The organism is Dyadobacter sp. SRI_021, assembly GCF_057586235.1.
This window is the reverse complement of record NZ_JBYCZM010000008.1, coordinates 184,592-200,768: the sequence shown is the minus strand read 5'-3', so window position 1 is coordinate 200,768 and position 16,177 is coordinate 184,592. Positions and strand designations below refer to the sequence as shown.

At 50.5% G+C, this 16,177-nt stretch carries 18 protein-coding genes and 1 pseudogene; all 19 read right to left on the bottom strand.

Annotation, left to right across the window (positions count from 1 at the left end; genetic code table 11):
* Positions 1–133: 133 nt before the first annotated feature.
* A pseudogene (locus tag AC2YIT_RS23945) lies at positions 134–469 on the bottom strand (putative toxin-antitoxin system toxin component, PIN family); the annotation flags it as partial.
* A gap of 76 nt (positions 470–545) precedes the next feature.
* Positions 546–761, bottom strand: a complete 216-nt coding sequence (locus tag AC2YIT_RS23940; RefSeq protein ID WP_487280833.1) for a hypothetical protein — start codon at positions 759–761, stop codon at positions 546–548.
* Positions 762–885: 124 nt separating this feature from the next.
* Positions 886–3,117: a sodium-translocating pyrophosphatase gene (locus tag AC2YIT_RS23935; RefSeq protein ID WP_430843707.1), complete on the bottom strand. Its 2,232-nt coding sequence runs from the start codon at positions 3,115–3,117 to the stop codon at positions 886–888.
* A gap of 284 nt (positions 3,118–3,401) precedes the next feature.
* The gene (locus AC2YIT_RS23930) at positions 3,402–4,562 is read right to left on the bottom strand and encodes a DUF2062 domain-containing protein (protein ID WP_487280832.1); all 1,161 of its coding nucleotides are present in this window, start codon (positions 4,560–4,562) and stop codon (positions 3,402–3,404) included.
* 20 nt (positions 4,563–4,582) lie between these two features.
* Positions 4,583–4,948 (bottom strand): ApeI family dehydratase, encoded by a 366-nt coding sequence (locus AC2YIT_RS23925; protein WP_487280831.1) that lies wholly within the window; start codon positions 4,946–4,948, stop codon positions 4,583–4,585.
* 5 nt (positions 4,949–4,953) lie between these two features.
* A complete protein-coding gene (gene lolA2 / locus AC2YIT_RS23920) occupies positions 4,954–5,586 on the bottom strand; it encodes a flexirubin biosynthesis/transport protein LolA2 (RefSeq protein ID WP_430843704.1) in 633 nt (210 codons plus the stop codon).
* Complete coding sequence (locus tag AC2YIT_RS23915) at positions 5,573–6,343, bottom strand: polysaccharide deacetylase family protein (protein WP_487280830.1); 771 nt, start codon at positions 6,341–6,343, stop codon at positions 5,573–5,575. Before AC2YIT_RS23915 ends, lolA2 begins: the two co-directional genes overlap by 14 nt.
* Positions 6,333–7,265, bottom strand: coding sequence for a beta-ketoacyl synthase chain length factor (locus AC2YIT_RS23910; RefSeq protein WP_487280829.1), 933 nt, complete (start codon positions 7,263–7,265; stop codon positions 6,333–6,335). Before AC2YIT_RS23910 ends, AC2YIT_RS23915 begins: the two co-directional genes overlap by 11 nt.
* Positions 7,258–8,442, bottom strand: coding sequence for a beta-ketoacyl-[acyl-carrier-protein] synthase family protein (locus tag AC2YIT_RS23905; protein WP_487280828.1), 1,185 nt, complete (start codon positions 8,440–8,442; stop codon positions 7,258–7,260). Before AC2YIT_RS23905 ends, AC2YIT_RS23910 begins: the two co-directional genes overlap by 8 nt.
* 12 nt (positions 8,443–8,454) lie before the next feature.
* Complete coding sequence (locus AC2YIT_RS23900; RefSeq protein WP_106596293.1) at positions 8,455–8,715, bottom strand: phosphopantetheine-binding protein; 261 nt, start codon at positions 8,713–8,715, stop codon at positions 8,455–8,457.
* A 23-nt stretch (positions 8,716–8,738) separates the two neighbouring features.
* Positions 8,739–9,359: a hypothetical protein gene (locus tag AC2YIT_RS23895; RefSeq protein ID WP_487280827.1), complete on the bottom strand. Its 621-nt coding sequence runs from the start codon at positions 9,357–9,359 to the stop codon at positions 8,739–8,741.
* Positions 9,356–10,438 carry a beta-ketoacyl synthase N-terminal-like domain-containing protein gene (locus tag AC2YIT_RS23890; RefSeq protein ID WP_487280826.1) on the bottom strand — a complete coding sequence of 361 codons (1,083 nt, stop codon included), beginning with the start codon at positions 10,436–10,438 and terminating at the stop codon, positions 9,356–9,358. The genes AC2YIT_RS23895 and AC2YIT_RS23890 overlap by 4 nt, the downstream gene beginning before the upstream one ends.
* Entirely contained in the window at positions 10,435–10,848 is a 414-nt protein-coding gene (locus AC2YIT_RS23885) for an acyl-CoA thioesterase (RefSeq protein ID WP_487280825.1), read from the bottom strand. The genes AC2YIT_RS23890 and AC2YIT_RS23885 overlap by 4 nt, the downstream gene beginning before the upstream one ends.
* 17 nt (positions 10,849–10,865) lie before the next feature.
* The gene (locus tag AC2YIT_RS23880; RefSeq protein WP_430843697.1) at positions 10,866–11,285 is read right to left on the bottom strand and encodes a hotdog family protein; all 420 of its coding nucleotides are present in this window, start codon (positions 11,283–11,285) and stop codon (positions 10,866–10,868) included.
* 1 nt (position 11,286) lies between these two features.
* Complete coding sequence (locus tag AC2YIT_RS23875) at positions 11,287–12,153, bottom strand: lysophospholipid acyltransferase family protein (protein ID WP_430843696.1); 867 nt, start codon at positions 12,151–12,153, stop codon at positions 11,287–11,289.
* A gap of 2 nt (positions 12,154–12,155) precedes the next feature.
* Entirely contained in the window at positions 12,156–12,422 is a 267-nt protein-coding gene (locus tag AC2YIT_RS23870; protein WP_106596299.1) for a phosphopantetheine-binding protein, read from the bottom strand.
* A gap of 215 nt (positions 12,423–12,637) precedes the next feature.
* Complete coding sequence (locus AC2YIT_RS23865; RefSeq protein WP_487280824.1) at positions 12,638–13,855, bottom strand: beta-ketoacyl-[acyl-carrier-protein] synthase family protein; 1,218 nt, start codon at positions 13,853–13,855, stop codon at positions 12,638–12,640.
* A 3-nt stretch (positions 13,856–13,858) separates the two neighbouring features.
* On the bottom strand, positions 13,859–14,590 hold the full coding sequence (gene flxB, locus AC2YIT_RS23860; RefSeq protein ID WP_487280823.1) for a flexirubin biosynthesis SDR family reductase FlxB: 732 nt from the start codon (positions 14,588–14,590) through the stop codon (positions 13,859–13,861).
* Entirely contained in the window at positions 14,587–16,116 is a 1,530-nt protein-coding gene (gene flxA, locus AC2YIT_RS23855) for a flexirubin biosynthesis tyrosine ammonia-lyase FlxA (protein ID WP_487280822.1), read from the bottom strand. The genes flxB and flxA overlap by 4 nt, the downstream gene beginning before the upstream one ends.
* Positions 16,117–16,177 lie beyond the last annotated feature (61 nt).

Sequence of the window (16,177 nt, the reverse complement as noted above, 5' to 3'; positions counted from 1 at the left end):
ATGGGATTGATCAATCCGGTGGTTATACGCTCCATTTTCCTCGTATTGCAGCAAAAAAGATCCATCTTATCTCGTTACTAAATCCGTCTTTTAATCGGCACAGAACAAACAAAGCCCGGCTCATCGCCGGGCTTTAAAGTTCATGCAAATCAAGGAATTGGCTTAAAGTAACTATTTCTGTCTTCCCGAATCGCTTCAAGTCTAACAAGTCTCTCTTGTTTCCCGTAATCAGGTAATCCGAAGAGCTGTCCTTGCAGAGCGCCAACAAAAAGTCGTCCTTTGGATCCGGACTATGCCTTACAACCGAAGTTGTTTCGAAATGCAGGCTCTTTTCAGATAGGAGTTTCAGAAAGTCTTGGATCTGCGATGTCGACACGAAACGAATAAATTTGGGGCGAAAAATCACGACGCTAAGCTCACTCAATAATACTTTATCCGTAATGACTTCAAACCGCCGGTTATTAAGGACAAGGTTGAGTCGGCGCGCCGTGAGTTTTCATTAATCAACGCACTGACATATAAATTCGTGTCAAGAACTACCCGAATCAATTTGATTCGCGGCCTTCCCGAACCGCCTTTATTTCTTCGAAAATATCCTCTTCTGTTATTGAATCAATGTCCGGAAGTGTTTTGGACAACTCCTCCCAACGCTCGTTCCAAGAAAGTTTCTCCTCCTTTACCGATATCAACCCTAGGTCTACCAGATCGTAAATCAAGCGTCTGGCTTTTGGATTGTTTATTTCAATAGTTAGCGTTTCCATGATATTCAGTTTTAATCTAAAATATGAATTTCAACACCTAAAACCAAATCGAATGTCCTAACGCCATAAAGCAACAAAGCCCGGCTCATCGCCGGGCTTTGCTATATCTTCCCAAAAGAGAAAACTACTCTCCTTTTCTTTCGAGACGCAACACCGGTGCAGCAGTATCGGCATTTTCTGCCGCTTTTGCAGCAACTATTACAGCCTGGGCATTCTCGTCAAGCTTTACACTTGCCGCATCGTGCGAACCCGTTCCGATATGCGGGGCGATTACGAGTGACACGATCGACATCAGCTTAATGAGGATGTTCATCGATGGTCCTGAGGTATCTTTGAATGGGTCCCCAACGGTATCGCCGGTTACCGCAGCTTTGTGCGGGTCCGACTTTTTGTAATAGGTTTCGCCATTGATCACCACCCCTTTCTCAAACGACTTTTTAGCATTATCCCACGCGCCGCCGGCATTGTTCTGGAATATTCCCATCAATACTCCGGAAACCGTAACCCCTGCCAGCGTTCCTCCCAGTACTTCCGGACCAAAGAAGAAACCTACCAGCACGGGTACAATGAGTGCGATGAGACCAGGCGCGACCATTTCCTTGATGGATGCCTGTGTCGAAATCGCGACGCATTTATCATATTCAGGCTTCGTTTTGCCTTCCATGATGCCCGGCAGTTCGCGGAACTGACGGCGTACCTCTTCCACCATTTTCATGGCGGCACGTCCTACCGCAGCAATGGCAAGTGAAGAGAAAATAAACGGTATCATGGCCCCGACGAAGAGGCCCGCCAGTACATTGGCTTTATAAATATCAATGGAGTTGATCCCTGCTACACCGCAGAATGCTGCAAACAGCGCGAGAGACGTCAATGCAGCGGAGGCGATCGCAAAGCCTTTACCAGTTGCTGCGGTAGTATTCCCTACTGCGTCCAGAATGTCGGTACGACCGCGTACTTCTTCGGGTAAATGCGCCATTTCGGCGATACCACCTGCATTATCGGCAATCGGGCCGAATGCGTCGATCGCCAGCTGCATGGCCGTAGTGGCCATCATACCCGCCGCAGCGATAGCCACACCATACAAACCAGCCACTTCATAGCTCAGGAAAATACCGGCAGCCAATACCAGAGTAGGGATAACTGTGGATTCCATCCCTACCGACAGCCCGCCGATAATGTTGGTAGCATGGCCGGTAGAAGATTGATTTACAATCGATTGAACCGGGCGCTTGCCCATAGCAGTATAAAACTCCGTAACCATCGACATGATTGCCCCCACAATGGAACCTAAAAGGATAGCCCAGTACACATCCATTGCCGTAAAATCGACGCCACGGATATTTAAGTTACCTTCCGGCAGCATCCACATCGTGAGCGGATAGCTTACGACGAGTACCAGTATGATCGAGCCCCAGTTACCGCGGTTCAATGCTGCCTGTACGTTACCGTGATCGTCGCTCACGCGCACGAGGAGCATACCGATAATCGACGAAATGAGGCCTACTCCGGCGATCACCATCGGCAAAAGGATCGGCGCAATGCCACCGAAGTTATCGGTTCCCTGCGCCACGATTTCACGGCCCAGTACCATCGTAGCCAGGATGGTGGCCACATAAGATCCAAAAAGGTCGGCACCCATACCAGCCACGTCGCCCACATTATCCCCTACGTTGTCGGCGATGGTGGCGGGGTTACGCGGATCGTCCTCCGGGATACCGGCCTCCACTTTACCCACGAGGTCGGCGCCCACGTCGGCTGCTTTGGTGTAAATACCGCCGCCTACCCGTGCAAAAAGGGCGATCGACTCGGCACCCAGCGAGAAACCCGCAAGGACTTCCAGCACACGTTCCATCGGGAGGCCATTCACATCGGTGCTATCGCCGACAAAAATGGAATACAAAATGATAAACAAACCACCCAATCCCAGCACCGCAAGGCTCGCTACGCCGATTCCCATCACGGAACCGCCCGTAAACGACACTTCGAGTGCTTTTCTAAGGCTCGTACGCGCCGCTTGCGTGGTGCGTACGTTCGACTTGGTAGCGATGTTCATCCCGATATATCCGGCAAATGCGGAAATAAAGGCCCCTACCAGGAACGATACACCAATAAACGCGCTGGAATTTTCAACCAGTGTGCCTGAGTAACCCAGTATCACACTTACAATCAAACCAAAAACAATGAGTACACGCCATTCGGCTTTCAGGAAGGCCAGGGCACCATCTGCAATTGCGTCCGCTATGGTTTTCATTTCAGGACTTCCCCCATCCTGCCGGACAACCCAGCCTCTTTTGAAGAACATAACCAGCAAGCCAACAAGGCCTAACGCCGGCACTAAATAGGTAATGTTACTCATGCGATGATCAATGATTTGGTTAAATGGTTTTTTATAATTCTCGTAAATATAGAGAAAGGCACCTCATAACAAAATCACGAAACCGCTATTTTTGGCCAATTCGTATAGATTTTATTAAAATTCTGAGAGTTTTTGACTCCATTTCGAAGTAATGTTTCGATAACAAACTGGCTCTCAAGGAATAACAAGAGCACTTAACGAAAGCACTCTCATACGCACTTAATTGAATAATAAAATGAATTATTTGGGATAATCAATGAAAATAAAGCCCCGAAAGGGCTGTTTCAGCGCTTTGGACGAAGCAGGGCCAGCAGTAAAAAACTACCCACAAAACCGACCACGCCCACCGCTGCAGCAAGTAGCGTGCCACCCAAAAAATATTGTACAAAGTTGACATGAATTGACTCCAACGTCAGGTTTTCCAGGGAAGTAATCTGCACGCCATTGCGGTAAAACAATCCGCCGAATTTGTAACTAGCGTAGATAATGAAAGGTATCGCCGGGGGAATGCTGATGTGCGCGGCCGTGAGGAATAGCACCTTGTTCATCCGGAAAACGATCGACAGCGGAATGCCCACCATCAGCTGGAAACCCCAAATGGGCACAATACCCATGAAAAAACCGAAGCCCACCGACTTGGCTTTACTGAAATTGCTTTCGTCGGACTTCACTGCCTCGTCGCGGATGATTTTCCAGAGTCCCTTTTTTTGAATGTAGCGAAACAGCCGCTTCGGAAGGTAGTATACCAGCGTGAGCGTGACCAGCCAGGTGTTAAGGATACTAATGCGGGTAAAATCGCGGAACGGCCTGAAATGCGTCACGCGCTCGTCTTTATCGTAAATCACCTGAATATTAATCGGCACAATAGGCACCTCTTGCCAGGCCATTTTGACGATCACTTCGATCTCCGTTTCGAATTTTGTCGTGAAAAGCGACATCCTCCTTAGCGGTCCGAGCGGGTACAGGCGAAAGCCGGTCTGCGTATCGGGCAACGTGAGCCCGGTTTCGAATTTGAACCAGAAATTGGAGAACTTATTCCCGAAAGAGCTTTTCCCCGGTACGCCTTCCTGCTGCATGTTCCGCGATCCCATGAGCAATGCGCCCGGGTTTTCGATGGCGGCTTGAATAAAAAGCGGAATATCGGAGGGTAAATGCTGGCCGTCCGAATCGATGGTGATCGCATTTGCAAAACCGAGCCGAATAGCCTCCGCAAATGCTTTTCTAAGCGAAAATCCCTTCCCTTTGTTTACAGCGTTATCCAGCACACGGATTTTTGCGCCGTAACCGACCAAAATGGCCGTCGTGTCGTCCGTGGAGCCATCATTCACGACAATCACCTCTTGTCCGGACGCATATTGTAAAACACCGTCGATCACCCGCCGCAATGTCTTGCGATTGTTGTAGGTAGGAATGATCACACAGCATTGAATGTCCGAGAGGGTCATTAGGGCTATTGAATGTGGGTTTAAACGATTGAATGGAAACTGGCGCGCGCCCTGAAATAGGTCTTTTCACCATGTCTGCCTGAGGCGTTCACATCCAGCAATGCTTCGCTTTTGTATTGAATGTGAATCGTCAGTTCGGGCGTTTCGACCGGATTAAGCACTTCGAGAAACTTGCACGTGCTCATTTCTTTTAATGCAAACGGTTTTCCAAATGCTTTGGATAAAACCGTTTTCACCATTTCCATCTGCACCACACCGGGAAGTACCGGCGAGCCGGGAAAATGTCCCTGAAATACGGGATGCGCGGCGTCGATCCGCAAGGTTCCGGTGATCTGATTCTCGCTCCGTTCCAACGCTGTAATCGTATATAAACTGCTCAGTGGCATGGTCATCAGAGATCTTTGAATAGGTTTTCAGCGATGGGCTGGTTGAATTTTTCCTGCTGAAACTTCATAATGCTTTTGTCCCCGCTCTTCTCAAAAAAAGAGAGCTCTTTCAACCGCAGCGAACTCCGGGAGAAGTTCATCACGATTTTGGAATAAATATTCTTTAAACGGCGGTTCACCGGCGTCAGCACGATCTGGTACTCATCGCTATCTTCCAGAACAGCCGATGAAAAGCCTTTATTCTGCTGAAAATCACCATTGACCAACCCGATCATCAGCTCTTTGATCTGCGCCGCCATACGTCCCGCCTGCCCCATATTCTTCTCCTTGGTGCCCTCCTGCACGCGTAGCTTGTCTCCATTGATCAGGATAATATATTTTGAAGGCGTCCGTTGTTCCCAACGCATCTTATCCTTCTGCTGGTAGTAAAACAATCCCGACGACTTTTCAGGCTCTTTGAGGACGGCCAGGTGCTTTTCTTCGGTAAATAATGCCTGAATTGACGTCGTCGCCTGCGAAGTTTTTCGCAGCTCGGCCAGCACCTTTTCAGGGCTGCCCGACGGCTTGAAAGACTGCGCCATTGAGCCATGCGCCGCCATTAAAACGGCCACTATGATGAGTATTCTAATGCTTTTCATAAGGTTCCTTCCCGATCAGCCGGGGAAGCGGTTCTATTTTAATACCCATTTCACGACAATGCCCGATGATGTCCGGTAGCGTATCGGCCGTCAGCGACAAGTGATCATGCAACAGAACGATATCCTTAGGCTTTAATTTTGAAATGATGGTGTTGATAAGCTGGTACTTATTCTTCGCACGCGTATCCATGCTCCTGAGCGACCAGCCGATGGACTGCATTTGCAAATCCTTCAAAACGGCGGCGTATCGTGGATTAGTCACCCCGAATGGCGGTCTGAAAAACACCGGAACACGACCAGTAATGTCGCGTATTGCCTCATTGCACCGCTGAATGTCCGTCCGCAATTTCTGCGTCGAAAACAATGCTATGAGGTAATGATGGCTGTACGAATGGTTGGCAATAGTATGGCCTTCGTCCAGAATGCGGCGTAATAGCTCCGGGTGGTTCACCGCTTTTCTTCCGATTACGAAAAAGGTTGCTTTCAAGTCGTTTTCAAGCAAAATGTCGAGAATGCGGGGTGTCGAATCCGGGTCCGGGCCGTCGTCGAATGTGAGTGCAACAGCCTTTGTGCGGCCTTTATTAATTGATTTAACAAAATAATTGGCCTGAATCTGCGCAGAGCCGTAAGCCGTCATGCCGACAAACAGCAGTGCAATGCCCCCCAGCACCAGCCACAAGTAATCCGTCTCCCAAAAGATGATGGAGCTGAGCGCCGCCGCGGTAATGCAGAAGAATATGAGAAGATTATGCTTCAACGGCTTTCAGAAGGATTAATCCCAAATTACTTTTTCTTAATCCATTACAAATCAACACATTTCTTATTCCATTACTCGTACCGAGCAAATCCATCGCATAATGCAATGCAAATGCCGAAGCAGTTGGATAAACACCCGCCAGCGACAGGTAATCGACGTTTCGCGCTGCTCCCTGCACGGGCGTGCCGGCATACAATACGAAGTCAATATCGCTCGCCTGCAAGCCGTTGCGATCCAGAAATGCGCCGATGTCTTCCTGCTCGTATTTCGCTCCACCGCTGGTGTAAACATCGGTCAATACCGCTTTTGCACCCATGTTTTCAGCGGAAAGCACAAAAAAGGAAGCAGCGGAAGTAAGCGGAGCGCCGGCTTCGAATGCCAGTTGTACTGCAATATCTTCCAGGATATCGATATGCTCATCCGCCGCGCCTACGAGCACGTTGCGGTCGCCCTCACACAGGAGCATGGCCGCGTCGAGCAGCGCGTGTTCGAAGGAAAGCGTATTCTGCGTGTGGGTCATATTGTAGCCATGGTTGCCCAGGCTCAGCGAAATCTGCCCCGCCATGGTGTTATGCGTCGACTGGATGAACGACGTAGGCGGCAGCAATCCCTCGACGGTCAGTGAGGTGTTGAGAAACTTCTCGGTATCCTGCAAACAGCCCAGCCCCGTCCCTACTACGATTGCGTCGGGTTGGCCGGTACCGGCTTGCTCAATGCAATCTTTGGCACACGTAACCGACATCCTGAGAATCTTGCTCATGCGTCGCAACAAGCCGGCGTCGATGTAGGCCTTATAATCAGGGCTGATCAATGCGGAAGACGCCCCAACCGGCTCCAATACCCCGGAAAAGCCCGGATTGCCGAATGTAGGCTGGTGCGAAATCGTGGACGCCGCCGATAGGAATAATGCCGGTTTATTCATATTTCGTCAAAACCAATGATGAATTATTTCCCCCGAAACCGAACGAATTGGAAAGCACTGCATTCACTTCCACGCCGGTTTCCAACTGTGTCGCCGGTACGAGGCCGGTTTCGGCGATCGGAGTACGGTAATTCAGGTTTGGGAAAATGAGGTTATGCTGAATGGCCAGTACTGAGAATATCGCTTCGATAGCACCAGCCGCAGCAAGGGTATGCCCCGTAAATGCTTTGGTAGAACTGAATGGCGGAACGCGGTCGCCAAAAATGTTTTGCAATGCTACCGATTCGGAATGGTCGTTGTTCTTCGTACCCGTACCGTGCGCATTCACGTACGAGATCTGGGCGGGCCCGATGCCCGCGCGGCGGATGGCATTTTCAATCGCCAAAGTTGCGCCCTTACCGTCCGGCGAGGAAGCCGTCTGGTGATACGCATCGGCTGCGTTGGCCCAGCCGCTCACCTTACAAATAGGGTTGTTACCCGTCAGTTCAAGGCTTTTCTCACCTTCCAGCAACAGAAACCCTGCTCCTTCGCCGAGATTCAGTCCCGCCCTCGACTCGTCGAATGGCCTGCACCACTGATCGTCGTAGATCATCAGCGACCGGAAACCATCGATCGTGAAACCACTCAATGCATCGGAACCGCCGACGAGCACGCGGTCGAGCGTACCTTGCAGGATCAGCCGGGCTCCGAGCATAATGGCGTTCACACCCGAGGAACAGGCGGTTGAAAGCGTATTGATATAACCCGTAATGCCCAGTTCCTTCGCAATGCGCTCAGTCGTGCTGCCGCTGTCGTGGGTAGTAAGCAAACGGTAATCGGGGTTATTTTGGGCCAGATAATCTTTGTAAAAAATTTCACTACGGTCCATACCGCCTACCGACGTGGCCGAAATAATGCCGGTACGGATCACGCCCGAACGCTTGTTGTGGCCCCACGCTTCACGTGCTGCCTGTAAGCCAAGGAGCGAAGTCCTTGAAACGTATTCGGTATCCACCCCCAATGCGGCGCGCAGTGCGTCGTTGGAAGCCTTCACCTCGCCGGCCAGTTGGGCCTTCGTGCCTTGCAGATAATGCAGCGGCCCGATGCCCGTTTTGCCCCCACGCAATGCGTTCAGGTTCTCGTCCACCGACATGCCAATGGCCGACACGACGCCGATCCCGGTAATGCAAACGCCCATTCGGTGTGGTGGTTAAGCTGCTTTTCTTTTACGGATATATGCCGCCATCGTGTCGATGGACTTGAATGCCTCCTTACCCTCTTCCGGGTTCGTCAGCTGGATACCGTGGTATTTTTCGAGCAGCACGATCAGTTCGAGCGCGTCAATCGAATCGAGACCCAGGCCCTGATCATTGAAAAGCAGCGCATCGTCTGCGATATCCGCCACCGTCAGGTCTTCCAGGTTAAGCTGTTCGATAATTTGTTTTTTAAGATCTTCTTTTAAACTATCCATATTGCTGATTAATTGAGCGTCTGTTAATATGCCGCAGCTGTCTGCGACAGGTGGAGGAGGTTTTCTTCGTTGAATTCGATACCGCTTGCCTGTTCTTCCACCATAAAAAGGAAAACATCCGTGCTGCCTGCCGTCACTTCCAGCCATCCGCCCAACAGCGCGCGGCTGTCCGAGGCGAGTAGTATCCGGCTGTAATCGAGGTAAAAACCGGGGACGAATTTAGGCAAAACAGCAAACATATTTTCACCGTACCATTTGTTGAGAATGGCGATTTCACCCAGCACAATGTTGGGCAATGTGTATACGAAAAGCGACGGGCTCGGGGAGCCGCCACTTTCATAAGACCGAATAAACCGCCGGTCGGTCTCCGCGCTCGACGACGCATTGGCAAACACCAATGCAATCTCATCGTCCGCGTATGCCTCCGAAATGCCCGGATTGGCCCGCTTGATGAGCTCCGAGGCCAGGTAACCGGCCTGTGACAGCACGTCCATTTTGTAAAATTTAGGGTATGCCAACCCCTGCTGCCTGTAAATCTGCTTGAACCAGAAATCCTCCGAGCCGGTATCGCGCCGCGCGACTATTTCGCCGTTCACGAAGCATTCATCTGCCCGCAGGTTACAATATGCCGTAATCACTTTCATAAATCCCTGATCATCAATGAAGCATTGCCCCCGCCGAAGCCTGAGGCCGTTTTGAGGACTGTCCGCAGCTTTTTCGGCTCGTTTTCAAGAATGATATTCAAAGGCATGGACGTACCCGCATCGCGGTAGCCCAAACTTTTGATCAATATATCATTCCGCATCATTTGCATACAAACGACCGTTTCAATCACTCCCGCCGCGCCGAGCGTATGCCCGAAATAGCCTTTTAGACTATTCAGCGGTTTGTCCGACAATGCAAGTCTGTCAAATGCAATGGCTTCCATTTCATCGTTGAAAACTGTTCCCGTGCCGTGGGCGCAGACGAAATCGATCTCTTCAATTCCGGTTCCATGTTTCAGCATCGTGCGGCTGACACTTCTCACCAACCCCTCGCCCGTCCGCGACGGCCCCGAAATGTGGTTCGCGTCATTGGCGCTAGTGCCTGTGAGCAATTCCAGGGGTGTATTGTTAAAAACCGATTTTGTGCCCGAAACCAATGCCGCCCCACAGCCTTCTCCCAGCGTAATGCCGTTTCGTGCCGCGTCGAATGGTGCACAGGGCTTATCGCTTACGGCAAATAGGGATTGAAAACCATATAGGACAAAGTCGGATGCTACATCACAACCCACCACAATGACGTGATCATACTGCCTCGCTTCGACCATATTCCCGGCCACGTTCAGCGCCAGTACGCCCGAAATGCAAGCATTGGAAATCACAATGGGCATATGAAACAGACCGAAGTGCTGCTTTACAGCTGCATTGGTTTCGCCGAACGGGTCTTGCAGATTATCGTCCAGCGCTCCCTTCGTGGAACTGATCAAAACGAGCGTACGGTCGGATGCGAGAATCGAGGCGTCGATGCGCTCTTTCAGTTGGGTTAGTGCTTTGATTACCAACTGCTGAAAGCGCAAAGGGCCATTCAGGCCGGCTATTCTGGACAAATGAATGTCTTCGTTGTTGAATCCGGTCGCCGGAACAAGCGCTATGCCGCTGCGGTTTTCACGGAGCGCCTCCCAGTTATCCTCCGCAGTCTCGCCCAGCGGGCTCACAATGACCTCCGCACCAATGTAGATCATAGGTCGTACTGCGCTTTCCATTCCTTGTAAAAATCCGGCGAGATCAATTCCAGCTCACGGGAGTCGCGGTCCAGAAATACCTGCATGGTTTTACCCGTAGCACAAAGCTGGCCGGTGGTAACATTGATCACCTCGTATTCAAACTGTATTTTCGCCGATTTTGTGGGAATATACCGGGTAATGACCCGGATAACCTGTCCATAGTAAACCGGCGCTTTATGGTCGATCTCCGATTTCACGATGGGCGTCACATAGCCTTTGGCGTAGATGTCCAGGTATTCCAATCCATATTTTTTCCCAAAAGCCTCCCTGCCGTCCTCGAAAAATTTCAGATAGTTGCCGTGCCATACCACGCCCATGGCATCGGTTTCGCTGAATCGGATATCAATATCTATTTCGGAAGCAATCATCAATCAATTGTTAGGGGTTACTCGCTTACCACGATTTTTAGTTCACATCCCAGCAATATACGCCCATCCAGGAAACTTTCGCCCTTTACAAGGTAAATATTTCCCAACTGGTGCAAGGGGGTAACCACCGTGCGGATCATAGCACCGACGGGGGGCAGCTCAGTTACAAGCACTTTGCTGACCGCGCCGATAAAGCCGATTTTCGGCTCACCGCCATCCTCGCTATCCAGGTAACCAAAAGACGCAGCGCAGGTCTGCGCAATATGCTCGATCAGCCCCGTTTCCTGAAAAAAGCCGTCCTGCACCAGCATGTTATCGTCCGTAACCGTAAAATCCGATTCGAATAGCTCACGCGTGGCATTCACAAGGCTATCGACCATCACAAACGGCGGGCGGTGCGGGATATAATCGGTTATGGCGTCTTTCGCGACGATCATTTTATTGAAAGAAATTGAAATAGTTAAACCATTGTTCCGGGAATGCTTTCACCTTCCGTTCCAGCTCTTCCACATACAGCTGCGCGATTTCCTCGGGCTTCATTTTCTCCTCAATCGGCTTGGTGGAACTTAAATGGTAGCTGTATTTGCCGTCCTTGGCTGCAAATACAAAGGTAACCGGTGCATTGAACTTCGAGGCGATCACAAACGGGCCGTACGGGAACTTTGCTTTGCGTCCCAGGAAATCCATTTCGATGTATCGGGCGCCTTCGAGGTAGCGATCGGCGTGAATGGCTACAAACTCATTGTTCACCAATGCATTGCGAATGGATATAATATGTGAAAGGTCGTCCTTGATGGCGATCACTTTAAAACGTGAGCCACCGGTGGACAAATCCATGTATTTCTTGATATTCTCAACCTCGGCATCGAGCATCACGATGTTGATGGTCGGAGTAATGCGGCCTTTCAGCAGGTTCCCGGCCGTTTCCCAGTTGCCTACGTGTGCGCTCAGCAAAATTCCTCCTTTTCCTGCATCCCGGATGTCGATCAGGTATTGTTCGTTTTCAAAAACGTGAGAGAATTGCCGGTCTTTCCCCAATAGGAACGCTGCACGGTCCACGAGCGTCTGCCCGAAAATATAGAAGTTCTTCCGTGCCATTTTCCGGGCATCGGGGGCGGCAATGTGAAGGATGTTCTGGTAAAAATCCAGCAAGGCCTTCCGGGGCTTTGCCGCAAAAAGATAATAGTAGTAAGTAACCACCCGGAGGAGCCCGTAGGCAAACCCGAGCCCCAGGGTATTGATAAAAAACAGGAAAATTTTGTAACCCGTTAACGATCCTTTGGTCTTACCGTCCCAACGGCTCATTCTTACAATGCAAGTTTCTTACCGACAAGCTGATAGAAATCGCCGAAGGTTTCAATTCCTTTAAAATCCTCCCCAGTGAGCTTGATATTGAGGTTTTCATCTATGAGCACAACCAGATCGACGTAGTCGAGACTGTCCAGATCCAAAGTGTCTTTCAGACTGTTTTCAGGAAGAATCAAATCCCGGTCCACCTCAAATTCTTCAGATAAAAAATCTCTGGTCTCTTCAATAACTTCTTCCAAACTCATTTTTACGTCGTTAGCATACATAGCTACAAAATTAGTTTATTCTTGCCGATAGTTTAAAAATATTCCCAAATTTTCAAATAAAAGCCCCACGTCATACAATAAAATCCACTGGAAATCATTGCAGTTGGCGGATGGAATATTGGAGGTTAACAAAAATACAGAATTTCGACCGGCAGCCTATCGCCGTTCACGAAGTTGTAGTAGTAATGTGACGGGCTCCCTACCCGCCCCCGCATTCAGATTTTCCTGACGATCAGCGTAGAGTTGGTACCGCCGAAACCAAATGAATTGGAAAGAAAACAATTGATTGTCTGCTCCTTAGTTTCGGGGATAATGTTGATTTTCGCCGAATCCTCATCGGGATTTTCGAAGTTAATATTTGGAGCAATGAACGAATTCTGCATCATGAGCAACGAGTACACGATCTCGCTCGCACCCGCCATCCAGCATTCATGCCCCGTCATCGACTTTGTGGAACTCACAGGCACATCGCCGCCGAACACCTCGTAAATCGCACGGGCCTCGCTGCCGTCACCCACGGGCGTGGAGGTAGCGTGTGCATTGATATAGTCAACTTCGGCGGTGGTAATGCCGGCCTGTTTCAATGCCATTTGCAGCGAACGCGTCTGACCGTCGATGCTGGGATTGGAAATATGGTCGCCGTTGGAAGAGAAACCGTAGCCGATCAACTCGGCCAATATCGGTGCGCCTCTTTTCACGGCGGCTTCGTAAGATTCAAGGATAACGGTAGCCGCACCGCCGCTCGGGATCAGCCCGTCGCGGTCGCGGTCGAATGGGCGGGAAGCCTTTGTCGGCTCGGATTCCCGCACTGAAAAAGTACCAAGACCATCGAAACTCGCCATCGCGGACGCGTTAATCTCTTGTGCGCCCCCGCATATCACGCGCTCCTGCAAGCCCTGGCTAATCATCAGGTAACCCATCCCAATGGAATGCGAACCCGACGCGCAAGCCGCGCTCAATGTGAAATTGATGCCTTTCAACTTGAAAATCGTCGAAAGGTTCATGTTCACGGTGCTGTTCATGTTCTGGAAAATGGCGCCGGAACCGATCAGCGTCGTATCGTGCTTTTCGCGGACTTTATCAATAGCCTCCATCACCGACGCCGCAGTGCTGTCGTTGCCGTAGATAATGCCGGTCTCGGTCTGTTCGAGGAAGTCGACGTCCAGGCCTGACAATGCCAAGGCCTCGTGCGTGGCCATGTAGGCGTACATAGCGGGCTGGTGCATACCCATGCGTTGGCGGCGCGAGAGATAGTTTTTCAGGTCGGGTTCCTGCACCATCCCCGTAAGGGCCGAGCGGAAACCGAAATCTTTCCTAACCTTATCGAACACGATCCCGCTTTTACCGGCATACAACGATTTCGTGACCTCGTCCAGGTTCTGGCCCAGACAGGAATAAATGCCGATACCGGTAATGACAACCCTGTGGCTCATCGACTATGAGTAAATTCCTCCGTTAATATTGATTACCTCTCCCGTAATATACGCAGCCTTGTCGGAAGCCAGGAAGCTTACCAGGTGCGCCACTTCGTCGGCCTGGCCGAAACGGTTCATCGGGATCATTTGCTTCAATTCGTCCTCGTTGAGGTCTTTGGTCATGTCGCTCGTGATAAAACCCGGCGCCACGGCATTTACCGTAATTTTCCGTTTGGCTACCTCCTGCGCCAGCGACTTTGTAGCGGCAATAATCGCCCCTTTTGCCGCCGAATAGTTGGTTTGGCCCGCCACACCCTTCATCCCTGACACCGACGCTACGTTTACGATCCGGCCGGAGCGCTTGCGCAGCATTTGCTGGATTGCATTCTGGGTTACATTATAAAGGCCTTTCACCGAAATGTTCAACACATCATCCCAATCCTTTTCAGGCATCCACATAAAGAGCCCGTCGCGGGTAATGCCTGCATTATTCACCAAAACACCGATGAACTTATCTTCGTTCTTCTCGCGCCAGCCGTTCAATGCTTCGTCCACCTCGGCCTTGTTCTGCACATTGAAATGCAGCAGCTCGCCGCTGCCGCCGTTGGCTTGGATTTCTGCCAGCGTTTCTTCCGCTGCTGCCTGATTGGACGCGTAATTGACTAATATATGTAAACCATGGTCCTTGACAAGCTGAACCGCAATGGCCCTGCCGAGTCCCCTGGATGCACCGGTTACCAATGCGCAATTCATAAGTGAAATGGGGTTTCTTTGATATATTCAAAAACGGCTGCAATGCTTTCGAACTGCGGCACGTCGTCTGTAACAAATTTCGCGCGCTCCCGGATTTGCGCATAAACCGATTTCGCATTCGGCGAAAGCTTCTCCTTCTCTTCCGGATGCAGCAGGTCAATCGCCTGGCAAATCGCCATAATATGGATCGACATCACCTGGAATGCATTTTCAAGTACCTGCTTCGCGATTACAGCCGAGTTGGTACCCATGCTCACAATATCCTGGTTGTCGTTATTGTTTGGAATACTATGAATGTAAACCGAAGTCGATAGCGCCTGGCTTTCAGCTGTGGTGGACGTGGCTGTAAACTGCACCCCCTGGAAACCGAAGTTCAGGCCCCAGGTTCCTGCATTGAGGAATGGCGGGAATTTACCGTTCAGCTTGCTGTTCATCAGGAAGTTGAGCTGGCGTTCCATGAGCATGGTGAGCTTGGTGAGCACCAGTTTCACTTTGTCCATTTCCAGCGAAATGTAATCGCCGTGGAAATTACCGCCGTGGAAAACGTTATCATCTTCCGGCCGCACGATCGGGTTGTCGTTGGTGGAATTCAACTCATTTTCAACCACTTCCTGCGCATATTGGATCGTATCCAGCACCGGGCCGAGGATCTGCGGCACGCAGCGGATCGAGTAGTATTCCTGTATTTTTCGTTCAAATTCAGTCTTCTGCATCGCCGTATCATCGCGGAAAAGCTCCTCACGACTCCGGATCAACCCGCTACCGGCTACGAAATCGCGCATGTGCTGTGCTACTACCTGCTGACCTTTATGGTGCTTCACCGCATTGAGCTGTTTCGAGAACGAGTCATCGAACGATTCGATCGCCTCGTTGATCATCGACGACGCGGTAATGGCCCATTGCACCAGCCTTTTGGCATAAATAATGTTGATAGCCGCCATACCCGTCATGCAGGAAGTGCCGTTGATCAGCCCGAGGCCGTCGCGGAGCTCCATTTTAAGGGGTTTAATGCCTTTTTCCGCCAGTACTTCCGCAGTTTTGCGGCGCAGGCCATTTTCATACACATACCCCTCGCCGATCAGGTTCAGGCCCAGATGCGAGAGCTGCACGAGGTCACCGCTTGCACCTACGCTGCCGTGCTCGAAGATTTCGGGCACCACGCCATTGTTCAGAAACGCTACCAACTGCTTGATCACCGCGGTGCTCACACCGGAGTTGGCCTGCAAAAAGGAATTCAGGCGTGCGAGCATGACGGCCCGTGCATATATTTCGTTCAGCGGCTTTCCCACCCCGCTCGAATGGCTGCGGATGAGGTTGTATTGCAGATTATTAAGCTGGTCGGTTTCAATACGGTATTGCGCCATCGGGCCAAAACCGGTATTGATACCATATATGATTTTGTCTTTGGAGAAATTCGTTAAAAAGGCAAATGATTGGGATACTTGATGGAGGGCGTCTTCGGCTAAGATAAATTCCTTCTTTTCAAAAGCATATTGCTCGATCTGAGCTAATGAAATACGATTCATTTAATGATGGCGTAATTGAATATGGTGTAAAATAAATCTTTTTTTGCGGCTTTGGCAAACA